The sequence below is a fragment of the Brevundimonas sp. S1H14 genome, assembly GCF_047716865.1.
In the GTDB taxonomy this organism is placed as follows: domain Bacteria; phylum Pseudomonadota; class Alphaproteobacteria; order Caulobacterales; family Caulobacteraceae; genus Brevundimonas; species Brevundimonas naejangsanensis.
In genome coordinates this window covers 1,964,737-1,985,765 of sequence record NZ_CP136679.1, presented here as the reverse complement: position 1 = coordinate 1,985,765, position 21,029 = coordinate 1,964,737, and the positions used below count along the sequence as shown (strand labels likewise).

General features: G+C 64.1%; 16 protein-coding genes. 10 read left to right on the top strand and 6 right to left on the bottom strand.

Going from position 1 to position 21,029, the window contains the following annotated elements:
• Positions 1 to 8 precede the first annotated feature (8 nt).
• From RSD66_RS09675 to RSD66_RS09660, 4 genes are read left to right on the top strand one after another with little or no spacing between them, the layout of a single operon-like run.
• On the top strand, positions 9 to 530 hold the full coding sequence (locus tag RSD66_RS09675; protein ID WP_119412123.1) for a MaoC family dehydratase: 522 nt from the start codon (positions 9 to 11) through the stop codon (positions 528 to 530).
• Entirely contained in the window at positions 530 to 1,717 is a 1,188-nt protein-coding gene (locus tag RSD66_RS09670; protein WP_415287515.1) for an acyl-CoA dehydrogenase family protein, read from the top strand. The genes RSD66_RS09675 and RSD66_RS09670 overlap by 1 nt, the downstream gene beginning before the upstream one ends.
• Positions 1,717 to 2,868 carry a CaiB/BaiF CoA transferase family protein gene (locus RSD66_RS09665; RefSeq protein WP_415287513.1) on the top strand — a complete coding sequence of 384 codons (1,152 nt, stop codon included), beginning with the start codon at positions 1,717 to 1,719 and terminating at the stop codon, positions 2,866 to 2,868. Before RSD66_RS09670 ends, RSD66_RS09665 begins: the two co-directional genes overlap by 1 nt.
• Positions 2,868 to 3,977 (top strand): CaiB/BaiF CoA transferase family protein, encoded by a 1,110-nt coding sequence (locus RSD66_RS09660; RefSeq protein WP_415287511.1) that lies wholly within the window; start codon positions 2,868 to 2,870, stop codon positions 3,975 to 3,977. The genes RSD66_RS09665 and RSD66_RS09660 overlap by 1 nt, the downstream gene beginning before the upstream one ends.
• 23 nt (positions 3,978 to 4,000) lie before the next feature.
• On the opposite strand, the gene RSD66_RS09655 is transcribed toward RSD66_RS09660, so the two are convergent.
• Positions 4,001 to 4,717 (bottom strand): GntR family transcriptional regulator, encoded by a 717-nt coding sequence (locus tag RSD66_RS09655; protein WP_024352621.1) that lies wholly within the window; start codon positions 4,715 to 4,717, stop codon positions 4,001 to 4,003.
• Positions 4,718 to 4,814: 97 nt separating this feature from the next.
• Between RSD66_RS09655 and RSD66_RS09650 the strand changes: the two genes are divergently transcribed.
• Genes RSD66_RS09650 through RSD66_RS09635 form a run of 4 tightly spaced genes read left to right on the top strand, consistent with a single transcriptional unit; the run spans position 4,815 to position 10,216 of the window.
• On the top strand, positions 4,815 to 6,116 hold the full coding sequence (locus RSD66_RS09650) for an MmgE/PrpD family protein (protein ID WP_415287508.1): 1,302 nt from the start codon (positions 4,815 to 4,817) through the stop codon (positions 6,114 to 6,116).
• Positions 6,113 to 7,483, top strand: coding sequence for an MmgE/PrpD family protein (locus RSD66_RS09645; RefSeq protein ID WP_415287506.1), 1,371 nt, complete (start codon positions 6,113 to 6,115; stop codon positions 7,481 to 7,483). Before RSD66_RS09650 ends, RSD66_RS09645 begins: the two co-directional genes overlap by 4 nt.
• Positions 7,480 to 8,874, top strand: a complete 1,395-nt coding sequence (locus RSD66_RS09640) for a phenylacetate--CoA ligase family protein (protein WP_415287504.1) — start codon at positions 7,480 to 7,482, stop codon at positions 8,872 to 8,874. The genes RSD66_RS09645 and RSD66_RS09640 overlap by 4 nt, the downstream gene beginning before the upstream one ends.
• A 13-nt stretch (positions 8,875 to 8,887) precedes the next feature.
• Positions 8,888 to 10,216, top strand: coding sequence for an amidase (locus tag RSD66_RS09635; RefSeq protein ID WP_415287502.1), 1,329 nt, complete (start codon positions 8,888 to 8,890; stop codon positions 10,214 to 10,216).
• A gap of 4 nt (positions 10,217 to 10,220) precedes the next feature.
• Here the strand turns inward: RSD66_RS09635 and RSD66_RS09630 are convergent, their stop codons facing one another.
• On the bottom strand, positions 10,221 to 11,015 hold the full coding sequence (locus tag RSD66_RS09630) for an enoyl-CoA hydratase/isomerase family protein (RefSeq protein WP_199683641.1): 795 nt from the start codon (positions 11,013 to 11,015) through the stop codon (positions 10,221 to 10,223).
• Between the two features lie 100 nt (positions 11,016 to 11,115).
• Here RSD66_RS09630 and RSD66_RS09625 point away from each other — a divergent pair, with 100 nt between their 5' ends.
• On the top strand, positions 11,116 to 11,556 hold the full coding sequence (locus RSD66_RS09625) for a hypothetical protein (RefSeq protein WP_415287500.1): 441 nt from the start codon (positions 11,116 to 11,118) through the stop codon (positions 11,554 to 11,556).
• A 60-nt stretch (positions 11,557 to 11,616) separates the two neighbouring features.
• On the opposite strand, the gene RSD66_RS09620 is transcribed toward RSD66_RS09625, so the two are convergent.
• The 4 genes from RSD66_RS09620 to RSD66_RS09605 all read right to left on the bottom strand — a co-directional run bounded on the left by RSD66_RS09620 (position 11,617) and on the right by RSD66_RS09605 (position 18,954).
• Positions 11,617 to 12,540 (bottom strand): DUF1838 family protein, encoded by a 924-nt coding sequence (locus RSD66_RS09620; protein WP_415287498.1) that lies wholly within the window; start codon positions 12,538 to 12,540, stop codon positions 11,617 to 11,619.
• A gap of 92 nt (positions 12,541 to 12,632) precedes the next feature.
• Positions 12,633 to 14,945 carry a TonB-dependent receptor gene (locus RSD66_RS09615; RefSeq protein WP_415287496.1) on the bottom strand — a complete coding sequence of 771 codons (2,313 nt, stop codon included), beginning with the start codon at positions 14,943 to 14,945 and terminating at the stop codon, positions 12,633 to 12,635.
• Positions 14,946 to 15,170: 225 nt separating this feature from the next.
• Positions 15,171 to 17,528 carry a TonB-dependent receptor gene (locus RSD66_RS09610; protein WP_415287495.1) on the bottom strand — a complete coding sequence of 786 codons (2,358 nt, stop codon included), beginning with the start codon at positions 17,526 to 17,528 and terminating at the stop codon, positions 15,171 to 15,173.
• 22 nt (positions 17,529 to 17,550) lie between these two features.
• A complete protein-coding gene (locus RSD66_RS09605) occupies positions 17,551 to 18,954 on the bottom strand; it encodes a flavin monoamine oxidase family protein (protein WP_415287494.1) in 1,404 nt (467 codons plus the stop codon).
• Between the two features lie 475 nt (positions 18,955 to 19,429).
• On the opposite strand from RSD66_RS09605, the gene RSD66_RS09600 reads away from it, so the two are divergent.
• Positions 19,430 to 20,935, top strand: coding sequence for a carboxylesterase/lipase family protein (locus RSD66_RS09600; RefSeq protein WP_415287493.1), 1,506 nt, complete (start codon positions 19,430 to 19,432; stop codon positions 20,933 to 20,935).
• Positions 20,936 to 21,029 lie beyond the last annotated feature (94 nt).

The following is a 21,029-nucleotide window of genomic DNA, read 5'->3' as shown; positions in this document are numbered from 1 at the left end:
GTCCAATCATGGTCCAGAACGTCAAACAGGTCGGCCCGCAACGCTATCGCGAGACCTTCGGCCGCTATTTCGAGGATTTCGTCGTCGGCGACGTCTATGAGCACCGCCCCGGAAAAACGGTGACGGAATACGACAATCACCTGTTCACTCTGCTGACGCTCAACACTCATCCGATGCATTTCGACGCCGAGTTCGCGGCCGCTTCGGAGTTCAAGAAGAACCTGGTGGTCAGTCCCTATACCCTGGCCCTGCTGATCGGCATGAGCGTGACCGACACCAGCCAGAAGGCCATCGCCAACCTGGGCATGGACGAGGTCAAATTCACCGCCCCCGTCTTCGCCGGCGACACCATCTACGGCGAGAGCGAGGTGCTGGAGAAACGCGAGAGCAAGTCGCGTCCTGGCCAGGGCATCGTCACCATCAACACCATCGGCAGGAACCAGCGGGGCGAGGTCGTGTGCACCTTCAAGCGCAACCTGCTGATTCCTGCGCGCGGCAACGCCGTCGAGGACAAGGTGGGCCACTACTGATGAGCGAATCCCACATCACCGAGGCCGACGAACGCGCCATCCTGGACGCCATCGACAAGTGGCTGGAGCAGAAGGTCGCCCCCGTCGCCATGCAGCTGGAGCATGACGACGAGTATCCGGCGGAACTGGTTCAGGACATGATCGACTTGGGCCTGTTCGGCGCTCTGATCGATCCGGAGTACGGCGGGCTGGGCCTGTCGGCGACGACCTATTCGCGCATTGTGGCGCGGATCAGCGAAGAGTGGATGAGCCTGACGGGCGTGTTCAACTCCCACCTGATGATGGCCATCGTCGTGCAGAAGTTCGGCACCCGGAAGCAGAAGGATTATTGGCTGCCCAGGTTCGCGGCGGGCGAACTGCGCGGCTGCCTCGGCCTGACCGAGCCGGACGCGGGCACCGACCTTCAGGGCATCCGCACCACGGCCCGCCGCGTGGGCGACAGATACGTCGTAAACGGCGCCAAGACCTGGATCACCAACGTCGTCAACGGCCACTGTCTGGCCCTGCTGGTGAAGACCGATCCCGACGCCAACCCCCGCTACAAGGGGATGAGCATGTTGATCACGCCCAAGATCGACCCGGAAACCCGCGCACCTCTGCCGGGCGTGCAGGCGGGCCGCAAACTGCCCAAGCTGGGCTACAAGGGCGTCGACACCGGCGAGATCGCCTTTGACGGCTATGAGTGCGACGCCGAACTGTGCCTGATCGGCGGCGAGGAGGGGCAGGGCTTCTTCATGGCCACCGGCGGACTGGAGATCGGCCGCATCAACGTCGCCGCGCGCGGCGTCGGCGTGGCCCGACGCGCCCTGAAGGAGGCGGTGCGCTATTCTCAGGAGCGCAAGACGATGGGCAAGCCCATCTGCGAGCACCAGGCCATCCAGACCAAGCTGGGCGAGATGGCGACCAAGGTCCGCGCGTCCGAGCTTCTGGTCGAGGATGCGGCGCGTCTCTACGACCGTGGCGAGCGCGTGGACATGGAGGCCGGCATGGCCAAATTCTTCGCCTCCGAGACGGCGCTGGAAGTCGCCACCGAGGCCATGCGCATCCACGGCGCCTACGGCTATTCCAAGGAGTTCATGGTCGAGCGCCTGTATCGCGACGCCCCCTTGATGTGCATCGGCGAAGGCTCGAACGAGATCCAGCGCATCATCATCGCCAAGCAACTGATCGCCAGGAACAAGGTCTGATGAATCGTCCTCTGGAAGGCGTCCGCGTCGTCGCCGTCGAACAATACGGCGCAGGCCCCTACGGCACCCAGCTCCTGAGCGAGTTGGGCGCCGAGGTCATCAAGATCGAGGCGGTGTCGATGGGCGGCGACGTCAGTCGCGCCACGGGTCCCTTCTTCCTGGGCGAGAACGACAGCCACTTCTTCCAGACCTTTTCGCGCGGCAAGAAGTCGGTGACGATCGAGCTGAAGACGCCCGAGGGCCGGGCCGCCTTCGATCGCCTGGTCGGCGCCGCCGACGCCGTGGTCAACAACCTGCGCGGCGATCAGCCCGCCAAGCTGAAGATCACCCATGACGATCTGAAGGCGATCAAGCCGTCGATCGTCTGCGGCCACCTGTCGGCCTACGGTCGCGACAACTCGCGCAAGACCTGGCCCGGCTACGACTATCTGATGCAGGCCGAGGCGGGGTTCATGAGCCTGACGGGCGAGCCGGACGGTCCTCCCATCCGGTTCGGCCTGTCGATGGTCGATTTCATGACCGGGTCGGTTTTTGCGCTGGGGGTCGTCTCGGCGATCCTGGGCGCGCGCCGGACGGGCGTGGGCTGCGACGTGGACGTGTCCCTGTTCGACGTGGCCCTGCACCAGACCTCCTATCCAGCGACCTGGGCCATGAACGAGGGTTATGAGATCGAGCGGATGCCGCGCGCGGCTCATCCTTCCATCGCTCCGTCGCAACTGGTTCGGACGGCCGACGGCTGGGCCATGCTGATGTGCCAGACGCCCAAATTCTGGGATGCCTTCTGCGCCGTGGTCGAGCGTCCGGACCTGAAAGCCGACCCGCGTTTCGCCGACATCCCGACCCGCCGGGCGAACATCGAGGCCCTGACTGAGGCGCTGGACGCGGTGATGCAGACCAAGCCGACCGACGACTGGCTGACCCTTCTGGGCGGCCAGGTCCCCTTCGCACCCGTGCGCGGGCTGAAGGAGGCGCTGGACAACCCTTACGTCGCCGAGGTCGGTATGCGCGATGTGGTCGACCATCCGGAACGGCCGGAGGGGCTGCACCTGCTGGCCTGTCCGATCAAGATCGACGGTAGGCGAGCGTCGGGCGTCCGCGCCCCGTTGATGGGCGAGCACAACGCCGAACTGCTGGATGAAGGCGCGGCCTGATGAAGCTGGAAGGCGTCAAGGTTCTGGACCTGTCCCTGTTCCTGCCGGGACCGATGTTGACGCTGATGATGGCGGACCACGGCGCCGACGTGATCAAGATAGAACCGCCGGGCGAGGGCGAGCCGACGCGCCACATCGGCTACGTCAAGAACGGCGCCTCGGTCTGGTTCCGCAATACCCATCGCGGCAAGCGCAGCGTCGGCCTTAACCTGAAGACGCCCGAAGGCCTGGCCGCCTTCCACGCCTTGGCGGCCGAGGCGGATGTGATCGTCGAAGCTTTCCGTCCCGGCGTGGCTGATCGGCTGGGCGTCGGCTACGACGCCGTGCGCGTCTATAATCCCGGCGTCGTCTATTGCGCCATCAGCGCCTTTGGTCAGGATGGCGCCTATCGCGATCTGCCTGCGCATGATGTCGCGGTGCAGGCCCTGGCCGGCGTCATCTCGCTCAACGAAGGACAGGACGGCAAGCCCGCCATGCCGCATATGCCGGTGGCCGACGCCTTCTCTTCGCTGGCCGCCCTGTCGGGCGTGCTGATGGCCCTGCTGCGGCGGAGCACGACCGGGCAGGGGGACTATCTCGACGTCTCCATGTACGACAGCACCCTGGCCTGGACGCCCAACGTCACGGGCCGCATTTTCGCGACGGGTCAGGCGCACAATCCCAAGGACGAGCGGTCCTGGGGCGGCGCAGCCTTCTACAACCTCTATGAATGCGCCGATGGTCAGTGGATCGTTCTGGGCGGCTCAGAGCTGAAGTTCGCCACGAACCTGCTGACGGCGCTGGACCGGCCTGATCTGATCGCGGTCGCGGCCCTGCCGCCCGGCCCGGAACAGGAGCCCTTGCGGGCCTTTCTGCGCAAGACCTTCATCGCCCGGACGCGGGCGGATTGGGAGAACTGGTTCAAGGGGCGCGACGTCTGCTTCGCGCCGGTTCGTACCCTGAAAGAAGCCTTCGCTGATCCCGCGACAGCCCAGCGCGGCATGTTCGGCGTGGATGCTGAGGGCGATGAGGTGGTGGGTACGCCGCTGCGATTCCAGAATGAGCCGGCACGCATCGACGCGCGCCTGCCTGGCGAGCCTGCGAAGCCTGATGCGGTTTTCTGGCGATGAAGGGCGGTGTCGGCCTTAGTGGATCAGGCGTCGCGTCTGTAGCTCATGGCGTAGACGAAGCGGGCGCCGGGGTGGGTCGTATCCGACGCCAGCATCAGGGCGTCGTCGCGGTCATAGTAGCGACGAAGGGTCTGCAGGGCGGCCCCGCCGCGCTCGGCCTTCAGGATGCGTCCCTGTTCGGCGTCCAGCGGCAGGGCAACGATCTCCTGTTCGATCCGATGGACTGTGACGCCGAAATCCTGTGCGATCAGTTCGTGCAGGGCGCCGTCCCAATCACGCAGTCGGGTGGCGATGTCTGCATAGGCGGGGGCGACGTAGATCTGGGACAGGGCGACCGGCTTGCCTTCGTTGCGCCGCAGCCCGGAAACGATGAGCCAGGCGTCGTCGGACTTCACGTCCAGCCGCTTCTGTTCGTCGGCGTCCAGACGGCGCAGTCCCGCGCTGCGGATTTCCAGGCGGGCTTCGCGTGCGTACTGCATAAGCTCCGTCACGCCTCCCAGAGGCTGGACAAAGGCTGGGGAGCCGCGCGTACGAAGAACGGTGGTGCCGACGCCCCGGCGGCGCTCGACCAGTCCTTCTTCCAGCAACAGGCGCAGGGCGTCGCGGGCGGTATGGCGGGATACGTCGTGCAGCTCGCACAGCTCATATTCGGGCGGCAGCTGGCTGCCGACGGGATAACGGCCCGCAACAATGTCCGCTTTCAGGGAATCGGCCAGTTGGCGGTAGCGAGGTTGGCTCATGTCTGACCTTCGTGCGACGGAATCATCTTTTGGCATTATGTCCGGGCAAAGGGAAAGCTTATCCCTGCGTCTGGCCGAACGTCTGGCGCACCCGCCAATGGCCGCCGATCGCGCCAGAGCCAGGCTGCATCTGCTGGACTGGCTGGCCTGCGCCATCGCAGGCTCGGCTGAGCCCGGCGCGGCTGAGCCGCGTCGTCTGGCCATGCTGGAAGGCGAGGGGCCGTGCCATGTGATCCGGGGGCGGCGTTGCGGTCCTCAGGCGGCGGCCCTGGCCAATGGTCCGGCGGGCGCTCTGCTGGAAATGGACGACGTGGACAAGCGTGGTCTGCTGCATCCGGGGCCAGTGATCTTTCCCGCCGTTCTGGCGGCCGCGGATGCGGCGGGCGTGGACGACGGGACGGCGGTTCTGGACGCCGCAGTGCGCGGCTATGAAGCCATGATCCGCGTCGGTCGCTCCGTCGGACCGCACCACGCCAGCCGGTTCCATGTCACGGCCAGTTGCGGAGGCTTCGGCGCGGCGGCCGGGGCGGCGTCTGTGCTGGGACTTGATCCGTTGCGGACGGCCTGGGCTCTCGGCAATGCGGGACAGCAGGCCTTCGGTCTGTGGCAGGTGCGGCATGAGCCGGTCTTCACCAAGGCCCTGCACAATGGGCGGGCGGCCGCCAACGGACTGGCGTCGGCCTTTCTGGCGCGCGATGGCTACACCGGACCGCAGGAGATATTCGAGGGGCCGCACGGCTTTTTTCACGGGCTGTGCCCGGATGGCTCGCCCGACGACATTGTGGACGGCGCTGAGACGTGGGCGATCCATGAGGTCAGCTTCAAGCCCCATGCCGCCTGTCGTCACGCACATGCGGCCATAGATGCGGTTCTGGCCCTGCGCGAGCAGGCCGCAGGGCGATCCCTGCGGGTCTTGCGGATCGGCGCCTATGGCGATGCCCTGACCTTTTGCGATCGACCGACCCCGCGCACCTCAGGCGAGGCCAAGTTCTCGTTGCAGCACGCGGCGGCCGTCGCCTGGCTGTATGGCGACGCCGCCCTGACGCGTTTCACCATGGACGTCATCTCCGATCCCGTTGTGGCGGCGCTCCGCGCCCAGATCGAACTGACTCGGGACGCAGGGTGCGACTCCCGCTATCCGGCCCGCTTCGGGGCTGTCGCGCAGGCTGTTCTGGCCGACGGCGTCGTCGTCAGCGCCGAGGCGCCCGATGCGCTGGGCGATCCCGAGAAGCCGCTGGATGAACCGGCCCTGATCGCCAAGGCGCACGCCTTGTTCGCCTGGGGCGGCCTGGCTGAAGCGGAAGCCGATGAGTTGATCGCGGCGGCCCTAGCCCTGGGCGACGGCGCGACCCTGACAGACCTTTGGGCGATTGCAGCGATGGGCGAGGGCGCGCGATGACCAATCCAGGCGAGCGTTTGATCGACCACGCTCTGACCCTGCGATGGAACGATGTCGATGCTGCGGCTCAGGCCGCCGCCAAGACATTCCTGCATGACAGCCTGTGCGTCGGGGTCGCGGGGCGCAATGCTCCATTTGCTGACGCCGTGCTGGCCGCCGCCCGAGCCTGGGGCGAAGGAGGCCGGTGTTCCATTCTCGGGCGGGCAGACGAGCGGTTGCCGGCGCCCCAGGCCGCCTTCGTCAACGCCTTTCAGATTCACAGTCAGGAGTTCGACTGCGTCCACGAACCGGCGGTCGTGCATCCGTTGGCGACCATTGTCGCGACCCTTTTCGCAGAGGTTGAGCGATCCGGTCCCTATCCCGGCGAGGCTGTGCTGACGGCTCTGGTCGCGGGGGTGGATGTTTCAGCGGCGTTAGGCGTCGCCGCGTCTGATCCGTTGCGCTTTTTCCGCCCGGCGACGGCGGGAATTTTCGGCTGCGTCGCGGCCTTGATCAGCTTGACCCAGCCTCCGCGCCATGTCGCGCTGGACGCGTTCGGCTACGCTCTTTCGTTCGCTTCGGGTTCGATGCAGGCCCATGTGGAGGGCAAGGCGACCTTGCCCGTGCAGATGGGACAGGCGGCGCGCAACGCCGTTTCAGCGATGGACTTGGCGCGCGCGGGGTTGCCCGGACCGGCGCAGTCAATCGACGGCAAGTTCGGCTATCTGCCCCTTTTCGAGGGACGTTTCGATCTCGACGCCGGTCTGGCCGATCTGGGGCGCCGCTTCCGCATCGCCGAGGTGAGCTGGAAGCCCTATCCCACTGGCCGCGCGGCTCAGGGCTGTATCGTCGCGACCGAGATGTTGATGCGCGATCACGGTCTGACGCCTGCGACGCTGGAACGTCTGACCTACAGCGCGCCGCCGATCATCCACTATTTGGTCGGCCGCCCGGCGATGGAAGGCATGAGCGTCGCCTATGCCCGCCTGTGCGCCGTCTGGTTGTCGGCTGTGACCCTGATGCGCGGGCGGCCTGTCGGGCTGGATGATTTCTCAGAGGATTCCTTGGCCGATCCGGCCGTGCTGGATCTGGCGCGCAGGATCGAAGTGGTCGTGAACGACAATCCCGACCCGGCCGCCTTTGCGCCTGCCGAGGCTGTCGCCCGCTTCACTGACGGGCGGGAGGCGCGCCTGCTGCTTCAGGCCCAGTTCGGGGCGCCCGACTGGCCGTTGAGCCGTGACCAGCACATGGCCAAGGCGGCCGCCTGCCTGAGGTTCGGCGGCCTGCCGCATGTTCACGCCCCGTTGGCGGCGCTGATCGACAATTTCGAGTTGTTAGAGGACGCCGCCAGAGCTTTCCGCCTGGCTGCGGGGAGAGAAGACGCATGACCGACCTGCATCGCCACTACTGGCAGGACATGACCCCCGAGGGCCTGACGGCCGACCACCCCATCGGCGACGCCTTCACCCGCTATGCGACGACGGTCAGTCGTGACGAATTGACGGCCCATCAGAACCGGCTTTTCATGCGCTGCGTCGACCGGGCCTGGCAGACGAACTTCTATCGCCGCCTGTGGGGCGACAAGGGCATCGAGCGCGGCGACATCCGCTCGCTGGAAGACCTGCCGCGCCTGCCGATCTTCGACAAGTCGGACATCATGGCCAGCTTGGACCGGGAGCCGCCGTTCGGCGATTTTGCAGGGTTCGAGGGTTATGAGCAGCGACCGCCGGTTATCCTGCACACCACGTCAGGCACGACGGGCAAGCCGCAGGTCCTGCTGTTCGGGCCCAAGAGCCGGGAGGTGCAGAACATCCTTCTGGCGCGCCTCTATCGCTTCCAGGGCCTGCGCCCCGATGACATCGTCCACTCGGTCTACGGCCACGGCATGATCAACGGTGGCCACTATGTGCGCGAGGCCGTGACCCACTGGACCAGCGCCGTCTTCCTGTCGGCGGGCACGGGCGTCGAGACCCGCTCGGTGCAGCAGGTCGAGATCATGAAGAACTTCGGCGCCACGGTGATCGTGGGCTTCGCCGACTACATCAAGAAGCTGGCGACTGTGGCCCGCGAGATGGGGCTGGAACCCGGACGCGACATTCCGGTGCGGATGATCTCGGGCCACATGGGCCGTGAAGACAAGGCGGCCATCGGCGAGGCCTGGGGCGGCGCCCAGTGCTTCGACTGGTACGGCGTCGGCGACACTGGCCTGATCGCCGCCGAGGGACCGGACCGCGACGGCCTCTATGTCCAGGAGGACGCCCAGTATCTGGAGGTCTGCGACATCGACACCGGCAAGGTGATCGAGGACGGCGGGGTCGGCGACATGGTCACTACCTGCCTGTTCAAGGACGACCTCTATCCGATCATCCGCTTCAACACCCACGACGTGACGCAGTGGAAGCCGGGCAAATCCTCCATCGGCGTTGAATACCGCCGGGTCGAGGGCTTCATGGGCCGGTCGGACAACATGGTGAAGATCCGCGGCATCAACATCTTCCCGCAAGGGGTGGGGCCGATGCTGGATGAACACCCCGCCTTCGCCAAGGAGTTCATCTGCCGCGCGACCCGCGACGCTCAGGATCGCGACAGCTTCATCGTCGTGGCCGAGGCGACCGACCTGTCGCCCGCGGCGGCGAAGGCGTTTGGCGATATCCTGAAGCGCAAGATCGGCATCGAGCCGGAGATCGAACTGGTCGCGCCCGGCGCCACCGCCGCCCTGACCCAGATCGACGTGCGACAGAAGCCGATCCGCCTGATCGACGAACGGTTCAAGAAGTAAGGGAGCGCCGGCCGTGGCCTTTTCCAATCCGGTGGTCGAGGCGGGCGTCGCAGGCCTGACGGCGCTGTTCCAGGAGCGCGCCGTCACGCCCTTGGAGGCGGTCGACGTCTATCTCAGCCGGATCGAACGGCTGAACCCGCGTCTCAACGCCTTTCTGACGGTTGATGAACAAGGCGCGCGGGCGGCGGCCCTGGCCAGCGGCGCGCGCTGGGCGTCCGGGCGGCCCCTGTCGCCCCTCGACGGCGTCCCGATCGCGATCAAGGCCAATATCGCGGCTGTCGGCCTGCCGCTGCACGCCGGCATAGAGGCCTATCGCGATCAGATTGCAGATCATGACGCCGCCTGCGTGGCGCGGCTGAAGGCGGCGGGCGCCGTGATCCTGGGCGTGTTGAACATGCATGAGGGGGCGCTGGGCGCCACGACCGACAATCCGACTTTCGGCCGTTGTCATAATCCGCATCGGTTCGATTTCACGCCCGGGGGTTCGTCAGGCGGTTCGGGCGCGGCGGCGGCGGCGGGTCTGTGTGCGGCGGCGCTGGGCACAGACACTATGGGCAGCGTCCGCATTCCCTCTGGCTACTGCGGAATTTTCGGATTGAAGCCGGGACGGGGGCGGGTCTCGACCGAGGGGCTCATGGCGCTGTCGTGGACGCTGGACAATGTCGGTCCCCATGCTCGCTCTGCGCTGGACTGCCGCCTTGTTTTCGAGGCGATGATGCAGGGGCAGGCTGGGGCGGCGCCGAGCGGCGCGCCCTGGGCCGTTCTGGATTTCGCGGGCCAGGTCGAGGTGGAGCCGCAGGTGATTTCCGCCTTTGCGGATCGTGTCCAGCTGGCCCGCGACCTGGGACTGGCGATCGAGACGATCCGTCTGGATGACTATGACTTCGGCGCCGTGCGTCGGCTGGGGCTGTTGATCTCTGAAGTCGAGGGCCACGTCGTCCACGAGCAGGCTCTGGCCGAACGTCCTGAAGGGTTTTCAAAGGAGTTCGCGGGCGGTCTGGCCTGGGGCGCGCGTCAGTCGGCGCCGCGCCTGGCCAAGGCCTATCGTGAGCTGGAGGCGACGGCTCATCGCCTGAGGGGGCGGCTGTCCGACTATGCGGGCCTGCTGTCGCCCACAGCGCCTCAGCCGGCGTTTCCCTTTGATGCGGCGGTTCCGGTCAGCCAGGCGGACTTCACTGCCCTTGCCAATGTCGCGGGCCTGCCAGCGGCGGCGTTTCCGGCGGGGATGGCGGATGGCCTGCCGCTGTCCGTTCAGGTCATGGCCTGGAGCGAGGCTGACGCGATCGGCCTGGCGGACATACTGGCGGCGCCGGTCGTGACGCCGCCGGATTTCGCTGGTTGACGCTTTACCGATAGGGGAAGGTCGGCGTCCGCTTCTGCAGGAAGGCGTCGCGGCCCTCGCGGAAGTCTTCGCCCTCCAGCGAGTCCAGAAACCAGGCGCGGGTCGTATCGTCGTCCTGGGTCTGACCATCGAGAATCCGCCGGACAACGGCCTTGGTGCGCCGCGCGGACCATTGCGACGCCGAGGCTATGGCTTGCGCCTTGGCGGCGACGGCGCCGTCCAGATCCTCCGGCGAGCAGACGGAGTCGATCAGTCGAAGGCTAAGGGCCTCCTGAGCGGACAGGATACGGCCGGTGTAAAGGATGTCCTTCGCGGTCGATGGTCCAACGGCCTCAACCAGTCGGCGGGTGTCGCCCAGGCTGTACATCAGACCCAGCTTGCCGGGCGTGATTCCCAGCTTCGCCTTGTCCGACGCCATGCGGATGTCGCAGCACAGGGCCAGGCCCAGACCTCCGCCGACGCAGGGACCGGAAATGGCGGCGATCGTCGGCTTGGACAGATCAGCCAGCGCCTCCATCGCCTCGGCGATTTCGGCGGCGTATGCGGCGGCGCTGTCGCGTGTGGCGTAGACGGCTTCGAACTCGCCGATGTCCGCGCCTGCAGCAAAGGCGCCGCCCGCGCCTGTGACGGCCAGCACCTTGGCCGCAGGATCATTCGCGACCGTCTCGATCGCGCGGGGCAGGGCGCGCCACATCGCCTGCGTCAGCGCGTTGCGCTTGTCCGGCCGGTTGAGCGTCAGCAGCGCCACGTCATCGGCGATGCTCAGCAGCAGGGCGCCGTCGGCAAAAGAATGGGACAAGGGATCACCTTCCTGGCTTGTCGTAAAAGTCTTATTGGGTATATCTTTATATCATTCGCTGAGCGTTCGACAGCGTCAATGAGATACCGAGGGAAACACCATGGCCGACCTCCGCAAGGAAATGCCCCTTCTGGCGCGCCACGAAGGCGTCTGGGAAGGCGTCTATATTCACGTTGATACCGATAATAACGTGATCGATCGTCACAAATCGCGCCTTCAGTGCCAGTTTCCGAGCGCCACCGAATATTATCAGATCAACACCTACACCTGGGATGACGGGCGAACGGAGGAAATCCATTTCCCGTCGACTTATCGCGACGGCAAGATCTGGTGGGACAACGAACGGATCATCGGCAACTGCTGGGAAGCCGACCCTCAGACCATCATGCTGCGCTGGGAGCGCAAGGGTATGCCGAATGCGTATCTCTACGAGATGATCCAGCTTTCCGCCGACGGCAATGATCGCGCCCGCACCTGGCACTGGTTCGAGAACGACGAACTGATCAAGCGCACCTGCATCAAGGAAAAGCGCGTCGGCTGATTTCTCGGTCTGATGATGCTCAAAGCCCTCGAAGATCGCTCTTCGAGGGCTTTCTCATGATCAGTGACCGGCCGAGCGGGCAGGGGGCGGCGAGGCGCGGCGCTCTGCGTCGATGCCTTCGCGGGCCACGGTCCAGCTTGTGGCGTTGGGCCGGGCGTCATCCAGCGGCGGCGGAGCGGCATAGGCCGGATAGTCGGCGGCGATGGCGTTGCGAAGCACGGGCGGCAGGGCCTCAATGCCATCGACGGGCTGCGACATGGCGTTGAACACCATCAGGCCCGGACGGCTGCCCATCTTCATGAAGGGCATCCACGGGGCGATACGCACCCACGAAAGGATGGCGTTCGCCGTGTCCGTGCGGCTGCTGATCAAGGTACGGCGGTCGGCGGCGAAGTCGAAAATCTCCATCGCGTGATACTGATTGCCGACATAGTCCTGATAGTCGCCCGCCAGGGGGTTGGGGTAGAAGAGCGGGATTTCCGCCGCCATGAAGACGCGCTCGCCCTGGATGCGGAATGGGGAGGCTAGGGGGCCGCCTTCAGCGTCGCGCTCGAAAAACGGCCTCTGGTTCACGGGGTCGTTGGCGACGTGGGCCACGGCGACCTCAGCCCCCGTCCACGGGTTCTTCCAGCGATCGATCTTTTCGCCGGTGACCGGGTCGAGGAACAGCATCAATTCGCGAGAGACGAGACGAAAGCCCTGACCTCGAACCGGATCCTGAACCGTGGCGCAATGGCGAACATTCATCCCCTCGACCTTGAAGATCAGCCGGTCAGGCTCGCCCTCGACCCGCGACCACACGTTCCCGCTCCAGTGATAGACAAGGGGCTTGGCGTCGATCGTCGAGCAGTTGATCTTGCGCATCGCCGCCAGGACATCGCGCGGTTGGCTCAGGTCAAGATCGGCCGCAGCAGCGGATTGAGCGCCAAAACACGTCGAGGCGGCGATCAGGGCGGCGGCGGTTGTCTTCAGATAGGATTTCAAGGTCGACTCCGAACAACAGAGAGGTTCGCCGGCGGGGTCGGCGGCGCAGGGGCTTCAGCCCCGAGGCCTGTCGGCCTCGGGGCTGAAGCGTCTTAGAACTGATAACCCAGGCTGACGCCCATCATGCGTCGGTCGGCGCCGGTGACCAGGGGCGACGCCACCGAAAAATTGGTGGAATCATAGAAGCGTACGGCCGCCGTCGGCGTGTCGTCGTCCAGCAGGTTGTTGATGAAGAACTGATAGCTCAGAGCATCGGACCTGAGGGCCAGGCGCAGATCGACCGTCGTCTTGGCGCCGAAATACTGCATGTTGTCGGCGCGGACATAGGTCTTGCTTTGGTGCTGGACATCCAGCCGCCCTTCGAAGCGATAGTCGCCCCAGGCCGCCATTTCAAAGCGCGGCGACAGGGTGATCTTGTGATCCGGCACATAGGGCAGGTGGCGCCCGTCGAAATCCCAGGCTGGAAGGCCCAGCGCCGCCAGGGTTCCGTCCAGCGAGGCGTCGGCGAACTTCTCATAGCGCGCGCGGGTCCAGGCATAGCTGCCCACGATCGAGAGATAGTCGTTCAGGTAGAAGGACCCGTCCATCTCCAGCCCCGTCACCTTCGCCTCGGCGACGTTGCAGGTGTAGGTCCGCTGCGTCGAGGTTGTGCCGTTAGGGAAGGCGGACGCCGGGTTCTGGCAGGCCGCCTGCTGGTCCGACCAGTCGGTGTGGAACACGGCGACATTGGTGCGCAGACGACGGTCCATCCAGTCGAACTTGCCGCCCACCTCATAGTTCCAGCTGGTTTCAGGCTCGAAGGTGCGCTGGTCCGGGAAGATGTTGAGGTTCGGGTTGAACCCGCCCGTCTTCACGCCGCGCGCCACGCTGGCGTAGATCATCTTGCCGGGCTGAATCTTGTAGTCGAAGATCAGGCGCGGCGTGGTGAACTCGAAGTCTTTTTCCAGGTCCGTGCGGAACTGGGACGCAGCGTCGCTCCCGGCCCTGGTCGGCGCCTGATGATAGGTCTGTTCTTCCTTCTGATAGCGCGCCTCCAGCGTCGCCGTCAGCTTGTCGGTAAAGGCGTAGGAGGCCGAGCCGAACACCGACCAGCTCTTGGTGGTGTTGACGATGTTCGGGAAGCCGAAAGCGCCAGCCGTCGCCGCGGTCAGACTGCGCTGGATTACATTGCTGTCGCCGTCATAATAATAGGCTCCCACCAGCCAGCTCAGAGGGCCGTCGCCGTTGGATGACAGGCGCAACTCCTGGCTGAAGTCGGTATAGGTCTCTTCAGCTGAAGAGGTGGCGAAGCCGGACGTGCCCACCGGAATCAGGCTGCCCGGCGCGAAGGGATAGCCGAAGTTCGTACAACCGCCCGCGCGGTCGCAGATGGTGTTGTCGCCATCATAGGTGAACTCGGCGTTGCGCTTGGCGTAGGCGGTGATCGACTTCAGCGAGACGCCGTCGAAATCGTAGTTCAGATCCAGGCTGGCGCGGAAAGTGTCCTGGCGGGTGCCATAGTCGCCGACCTCGAAAGTGGTCCGCTTGGTATTGACGTTGATGCGCCGGCCCAGCGGCTGGATCTCGCCTTCATACAACTGGTTGCGGATGGTGCCGGCCGGGCCCCCGGCCACCGCGCCGGGATAGGCGTTTGTGCGCTGGACTTCGGATGCAGGTTGACCGGAGTCCTCATCGCTGGCCGTCAGGCGCAAGATGGCTGAGAAACGATCCGTCGGCGCGTAATCCAGGGTCAGCATTCCGCCATAGGTCTGGCTGTAATCCACCTTGCCGCCATCGATGGCGCTGACGTACCAGCCGTCGAATTCACGGCCGTAGGCGCCGGCGCTGAACCGCAGGGTGTCGGTGATGGGGCCGCTGACGCCCGCGGTCAGCTTGCGCAGTCCGTTGTCGCCGACCGTTCCTTCGACATGTCCCTTGAGCTCGGCCGACGGCCGGGCGCTGATGTAGTTGATGGCGCCGGCGAAGGTGTTCTGGCCATAGAGGGCCGATTGGGGACCGCGCACGACCTCGATGCGTTCCAGGTCGGCCATCTCGATATCGACGCCGGCCTTGCCGCTCAGATAGACCCCGTCCAGGAACACGCCCACGTTCAACTGACCATAGGTCTGGGCCGCGCCGCGAATGATGGGAAGCTGGTTCTGGGCGCCGAACAGGGGAGTGAAGCTGAGACCAGGGGCGATCTTGGCCAGATCCGCCAGACGTTCGACTCGAGCCGATTTCAGCTCTTCCGACGTGACCGCCGCGATGGCCAGAGGGGTGTCTTGCAGAGATTCCTCTCGCCGCCGGGCCGTGACCAGGATGTCGCTCACTGCCGTGACGCCGCTTTGGGTCGGACGGGATGGTTCGGACTCCTGAGCCGCAGCAGGCATGCCGAACGTCAGGACGCCTGCGGCCGCCGAAAGCATCAGAAAGCACTTATTCCGGTAATGAAGCATCGATCTCCCCTTAATTTTCGGCCATTTTAATTGATATACCAATAGGCCTTATGCTGACACGTTCGATCATTTTTGACGCATAGCCAAGTGGAAACTTGCGTTGCGGCGATCCCAAAATTGAAATGAGGAAAGTGACGAGGCTCGTTGGAGAAGGAGGCGGCGCAACCGGGGTGTCGCAAGTTGCGCCGCCATTTCTCAGAAACGCATGGATGTGCGGATGCCGAGTTCACGCCCTCTGGGATGGGAGACCGTGATGCGCGGCGGGAAGACCACCGAAGCGCCATCGACATAGTTATTCAGGAACACATCGCGGAAGGCGAAGGTAGGCCGCCGGTCATCAAAGAGGTTTTCAACGAAGGCCTCGAAGCGGAAGCGCTCGTTTTCCATGCCGAACCGGCCGTTGACCAGAGAGCGGCTGGGAATGACTGTCAGATTGGTGGCGTCCATAAAGGACTCGGCCCGATAAGATGCGTCGATGTGGAAAAAGCCCGTGTAGTCATTCAGCACAGGCCTGCGGTAACCCAGCGACCCAGTGAGTTGCCACTTGGGAGCTGCCTGCAGTCGTTGACCGCTGACATCGCCGTCAGGCCCGAACGACGGGAAATTGGCGTAGCCGGCGTTCATGGCGTGGCTGTAGGTGGCGTCGGTATAGGAGACGCCCAGGCTGGCGCTGAGTTCTTGCGTCGGGCGCAGATTGATCTGGGCTTCAAAGCCCTTGGACTCTGCGTCGCCGAGGTTGCGGGTCACGGCGATCGGCGGCGCCTGGGTCTGATCCAGAACCGGAATCTGAATCTGCGTCCAGTCGATGAAGAAGGCGTTGAGGTCCAGAACAACGCGCGCGTTCAGCAGGCTGGCCTTGGCGCCGACCTCATAGGTCCAATTGTATTCAGGGTCGTACTGCTCGGTTGGCGCGTTCAGGTCGAAGCCGCCGGGCTTCGCGCCACGTGCGGCCGAAGTGTAGAGAAGCAGGTCGCGGTTGGGCTTGTATTGAAGGCTGACGCGCGGCGTCCAGGTGCGGAAGCTCAGCGTTTTGTCTATGGCCGCGCTGGGCTGGCCGATGTTCGATGCGGGCCGGGTCGTGTGTTGCCGTTCGTATCCGTACCGCAGCTCGCCTCGCAGCGTCAGCTTGTCTGTGACATCGCCTTCCAGATAGCCGAAAGCCGACAGGTTTTTGACCTCACGCTCGACGGTCTTGTCGAAGTGGACGCCGTCGAAGAAGGTGCCCCAGGGACCTGGAACCGGGAAGGTGGCGGCAAAGTCCGCAGGCAGGGGTTCGGTGATTACGCCATCAAAGTTCGGACGGACCTGCGTGCCGGAAAAATAGTAGGCGCCGATGCTGCCGCGCACGGCGGCGTGCTGGGGCGAGGTCAGACGAATTTCCTGGCTGAATTCGCGGAAGGTAGGCGTGCCTTCCTCGCGCAGGATGTCGGTCTCAAAGGTGCGGATCGCGCCGGTCGCGGTGCGATACATGTACACGGGCTGGATGCCGCGGCCCGCATCTGTCAGGGCGCTAAGCTCGACATCGTTGTATCCCGTAATCCAGCCAAGTTGCCAATCGCCCAGATCGACGCGCGCATCCAGGAATGCACGGAGAGTCTCGCGCGTTTGACCATAGGCGTCGGGGTGCGAACTCAACTCGTTCTTGTCCAGGGTCGGCAGCACGCCGCACCAGGCCTGATTTACGCCCCTTGACGGTTCGCAGTTCGGCTTAAGTCCGGACACCGCCGGGGGGCTGATCTTGTCATCGGAATAGTAGAGGCCGGCGATGATCTCGGTTGCGGCGTTCGGCGTGAAGCGCGTGGTCCCCTGAAAAGTGCGATAGGTGTAACCGCCCAGCGTGGGGCCGCCGGTCACGTTGCGGTGGCTGCCCTCGTATTCGCTATGAGACGCGGTCAGTTTGACCGCCAGGACGTCTTTGATCAGCGGCGCCGATACAGAGCCGACGACCGCCAGGCGACCATGCGTGCCGTATGTGAGCTCCGCCCGACCTGAATAGCTGTCAGACGGTCGTTTGGAGATGATGTTGATGGCGCCCGAGAAGGCGTTGCGACCATAGAGGGCGCTTTGCGGTCCCTTGACGACTTCAATACGCTCGATGTCCGCCTGAGCGAAGTTCAGGGCCTCGCGGGCGCCTGTGTAGACGCCGTCGATGAATATGGCGACGTTCGGGTCGGAACCGAACAGATCCGTCTGAGCCACGCCTCGCACGATGGGCGTAGGCACGAACTCGCCGATCACTGACGTGAAATTCAGGCCGGGCGTAAGGCGAGCGACATCGTTGAGGTCTTGAATGCCTTCATTCTGAATCCGGTTCGCATCGAAGGCGGCGATCGCCAGTGGAATGTCCGACAGTCGTTCAGCCTGCTTGCGCGCGGTGACGACAACCTCGTCGACTTCGAATTGAGTGTTGATGTCCTGCGCCGCCGTCTGGCTCGTCTGAGCCGCGGCGGTCATAGGAAGAAGTGCGAATGCAGCGGCGGATATGCTCAGCGCGGCCTTGTACTTCATGGGTTCCTCCTCCTTTGTATTTTTGTTTTCTTTCGACAGCGCCAAGAGCCTCCCAACTCATTGGCGTTTACAGTTGGGCGAGTACTGTCTCTGCGGCGCGGGCGCCGGACTCCAGCGCCCCTTCCATGCCGGTGGCCGAACGGGCCATGTGCTCACCGGCGAAATGCAGACGCTGACCTTCAGCGACGACCGCACGCGCCAGCATGTCGGCCTGACCGGCGCCGATATGGTGATAGACGCCGCGCGCCAGGGGGTCTTTTCTCCAGCTGAAAAGACGTTCCAGCTTCAGCTTGCCTTGCGCCGAAGGGCGAACAGCTTCCAATCGGGCGATGATGGCCGCCCCGGCGTCCGCAGGCGGCATGCGGTCCACCGCAAGAGCGTCCGCGCCGCTTAGCCATACCTTGAGCATGGCGGGGGAATCGCCAAGGACGAATACGCGACCGATCATCGGATTGTCGCTCCAGATCATCCGGGGCAGACCGTCGTGGTTCCAGAACGGCTCGCTGGTCGACAGATAGGCGAAGCTGGCCTGGCTGTAGGGGAGGGTGGCGATGACGTCTCGCATCGCCGGAAACGAGGGGCCTTCCACGCTGATTTCGCGAAGCGCGGCGAAGGGGATGGTGCAGATGGCCTGCCTGGCGATGAGCGGGGCGCCTCCGTCGATGTGGATTTTGACGCCGCGAGCAGTCTCTTCGATGCCGGTCACGCGCTGGCCCAGTCGTGGTTCAGCCGTCATGGCGGCCGCCATGGCCTCGGGCAGGCGCTGAGAGCCGCCGCTGACCACGCTGAGCGAGGCCTGGGGGCCTGCTGACGCATAGAAGGTCGCTGAGCGGGCTCCATTCAGAGCTGAGTAGGCGCCCATGCCGTGTCGATCGAGATTGGCTGCGATTAAGCGCACAGCTTCCTCGCTGGCGCCCGCCGCTCTCAAAGCTGCATCATAGGCGACATCGAGTTTTCTGCCTTCTTCACCTCGCCAAGAGTCCACACTGGACAGGCCGGGAAGGCGCCGGGCGTACAGGCCGCTGAGCGCGATCGGGGGAAGGTTGCGTTCAGCGCCCTCCAGAAGATTGGCTGGCGAATTCGGCCAATGCTCCGCCGTCACTGTTTCGCCCCGCACGTGATAGAGCGCAGCTCGATCGAACTCTCCGCCAGGGACCAGTTCCACGCCCAGTTCGCGGGCGAAACCGATCAGGCGATGATAGTTGCTGCCGATCTGGATGCCGCCGGCATCCGGCCGACCGGGCAAGTCATCAAGGGTGAACAGGCGGCCGCCGACTCGGGAGGCGCCTTCCAGAACTGCGACGCGGGCCCCTGCGGATTCCAGGGTTCTGGCGGCCGCCAAGCCGCTCAAACCCGCTCCGATAACGACAGCGTCCAGCACCGGCTCGCTTCGCGCCTTTGCTGGCCTTATCGAAGCTGCGCCGACGCTGGCGCTGCCTGCTGCAAGAAAGAGGCGACGCGACAGCGTCATTGCGCCGCCTCCGGGACGAACGAGCGCCCTCCAGAAAGGTCGTTCGCTTGGCGCCATCCGATGCCGCCATTTCGTTGGGCGCGATCAGCGAAAACCCACTCACGGCTGAAGACACTCATGAGGCGTTTCCCCCCAAATGACTCATTGATGTGTCATTTGGTCATCTCGAATAAACTTTGTCCAGACAAATTGCATAAAGGAAGTTGACAAAAATCAAAATCGAATATCAACGTAGTCTACGTCCGATGGATGTAAGATAATTTTCTCGTTTGTCTGCAAAATACAACATTTATACTGTTGTGAAGTATTGGTCATTGAAAATGCTCATGGAGCCTAAAATATAAGCATACTGAAAATAATAGTCTTGCAGGTTTTTCTCGTTTTCTGGCGGTGAATGGAGGGTGGTTTGTTCGGGGGTGTCTGTATGTTGACGCGAGCCGGGGTTTCGAGCGGCCTAGCGGCCTTGGCGATATTCTTGGCGACGAACAGTGTTCACGCTGAGGTCGCGCCGCGCGCGCCGGAGGTGACGACGTCCAGCGGCGTTTTGCGAGGCGTCATGGCGGACGGCGTCACGATTTTTCGCGGAATTCCTTTCGCTGCCTCGACGGCAGGCGAGGGGCGCTGGCGTCCGCCTGCGCCGGCTTATCCCTGGGACGGCGTTCGCGATGCTTCGCGGCACGGCCCCGCGTGTCCGCAGTCGGTTGCGAGGGGAAATAGGGTCGCTGCGCTCGGCATGGACGAAGACTGCCTCAGTCTGGCGGTCTACAGCCCGCAACTGGATGCGCAGACCAAGGCGCCGGTGATGGTTTGGATCCACGGCGGTAATGCACGTTTCGGTTCAGGCGCTCTTTACGATGGCTCCGCGCTGGCGCGACGCGGCGTTGTGGTCGTGACCATCAACTACCGCCTGGATCGCCTGGGGCTCTTTGCTCATCCTTCGCTTACCGCGGCTCAATCCGATGAGCCTTTGGCTAACTATGGATTGATGGACATGATGGCGGCCCTGGATTGGGTTCAGGCCAACATCGCGACCTTCGGGGGTGATCCGGACAATGTCACCATATTCGGTCAGTCTTCCGGCTCGGTTGCAGTGACGGCCTTGATGGCGTCGCCGCTGTCTGCTGGAAAATTTCACAAGGCCATCGCTCAGAGCGGCAATGTCAGCATTGACTATCCCCGCTATCTCTCTCGCTCCGCACCGGCCGCTATGTCTCTCGAAGCGGATGGCGCAGCAATGGCGCTGGCCCTGGGCCTTCCGGCGGATAAAGAAGCGGATGGCCTGAGAGCGCTGCCCTGGCAGGATGTTCTCGCCTATACAGAGACTGAGATGGCGAACGCCATGATCCCGGTCATCGACGGTCGAGTTTTGCCGGATAATCCCGGCCGCATCTTTCGCGAAGGTCGCAATCAGCCGGCGGCCCTTATGATCGGCTCGACGAGCTGGGAGGAGGGCGTCGCGGCGCGCTTTCCGCTACCGCTCGATAGCGTCCTGCATGGGCAGGACCCGAGCGAGGCGCGTGCGGTCTATGGTTCGCTGGATGATCGGGAATTGGCGCAGAAGTGGTTCTCTGACACGGCTTTCCACGCGCCCGCTCAATTCCTGGCCGCCGAGACAGCCCGGCAGGGGCGGGCGGCCTATGTCTATCGCTACGCGTTTCTTTCCAGCGAACGTCGGGGTCGCCAGCCGGGCGCCAATCATGGCGATGAGGTTCCTCTTGTGTTCGGCAGCCAGTTCAGCGAGGGGCAGGGCGACGCTGACGATATCGCGATCTCCAACCTCCTTGGCGAGTACTGGACGAACTTTGCAAAGAATGGCGATCCAAACAGGAATGGTTCGATGGACTGGCCAGCCTACCGGCTAGATGGTGAAAGCGTGTTGATCATTGATCAAACTCGATCCGTTCAATCTTATCGGTCCGATCCCCAGATTCGTTATCATCTGGAAAGATATGAGGCGATTGTCACGGCGAACGATTATTAGATTTGGCGCAGGTGAGATGTAAGCTTTGCTTGAACGAGGAGGCGTGAGTCTTCTCGTTCCGGGCGCTTGAGAATGTAGCTGGCGGCCTAAAGCG

Coding starts and splice junctions, on each gene's coding strand:
- RSD66_RS09665 (WP_415287513.1), top strand. CDS start 1,717: ATGAATCGTCCTCTGGAAGGCGTCCGCGTCGTCGCCGTCGAACAATAC.
- RSD66_RS09625 (WP_415287500.1), top strand. CDS start 11,116: ATGGCCGACCTCCGCAAGGAAATGCCCCTTCTGGCGCGCCACGAAGGC.
- RSD66_RS09640 (WP_415287504.1), top strand. CDS start 7,480: ATGACCGACCTGCATCGCCACTACTGGCAGGACATGACCCCCGAGGGC.
- RSD66_RS09660 (WP_415287511.1), top strand. CDS start 2,868: ATGAAGCTGGAAGGCGTCAAGGTTCTGGACCTGTCCCTGTTCCTGCCG.
- RSD66_RS09605 (WP_415287494.1), bottom strand. CDS start 18,954: ATGACGCTGTCGCGTCGCCTCTTTCTTGCAGCAGGCAGCGCCAGCGTC.
- RSD66_RS09675 (WP_119412123.1), top strand. CDS start 9: ATGGTCCAGAACGTCAAACAGGTCGGCCCGCAACGCTATCGCGAGACC.
- RSD66_RS09650 (WP_415287508.1), top strand. CDS start 4,815: ATGGCCGCCGATCGCGCCAGAGCCAGGCTGCATCTGCTGGACTGGCTG.
- RSD66_RS09645 (WP_415287506.1), top strand. CDS start 6,113: ATGACCAATCCAGGCGAGCGTTTGATCGACCACGCTCTGACCCTGCGA.
- RSD66_RS09615 (WP_415287496.1), bottom strand. CDS start 14,945: ATGCTTTCGGCGGCCGCAGGCGTCCTGACGTTCGGCATGCCTGCTGCG.
- RSD66_RS09670 (WP_415287515.1), top strand. CDS start 530: ATGAGCGAATCCCACATCACCGAGGCCGACGAACGCGCCATCCTGGAC.
- RSD66_RS09655 (WP_024352621.1), bottom strand. CDS start 4,717: ATGAGCCAACCTCGCTACCGCCAACTGGCCGATTCCCTGAAAGCGGAC.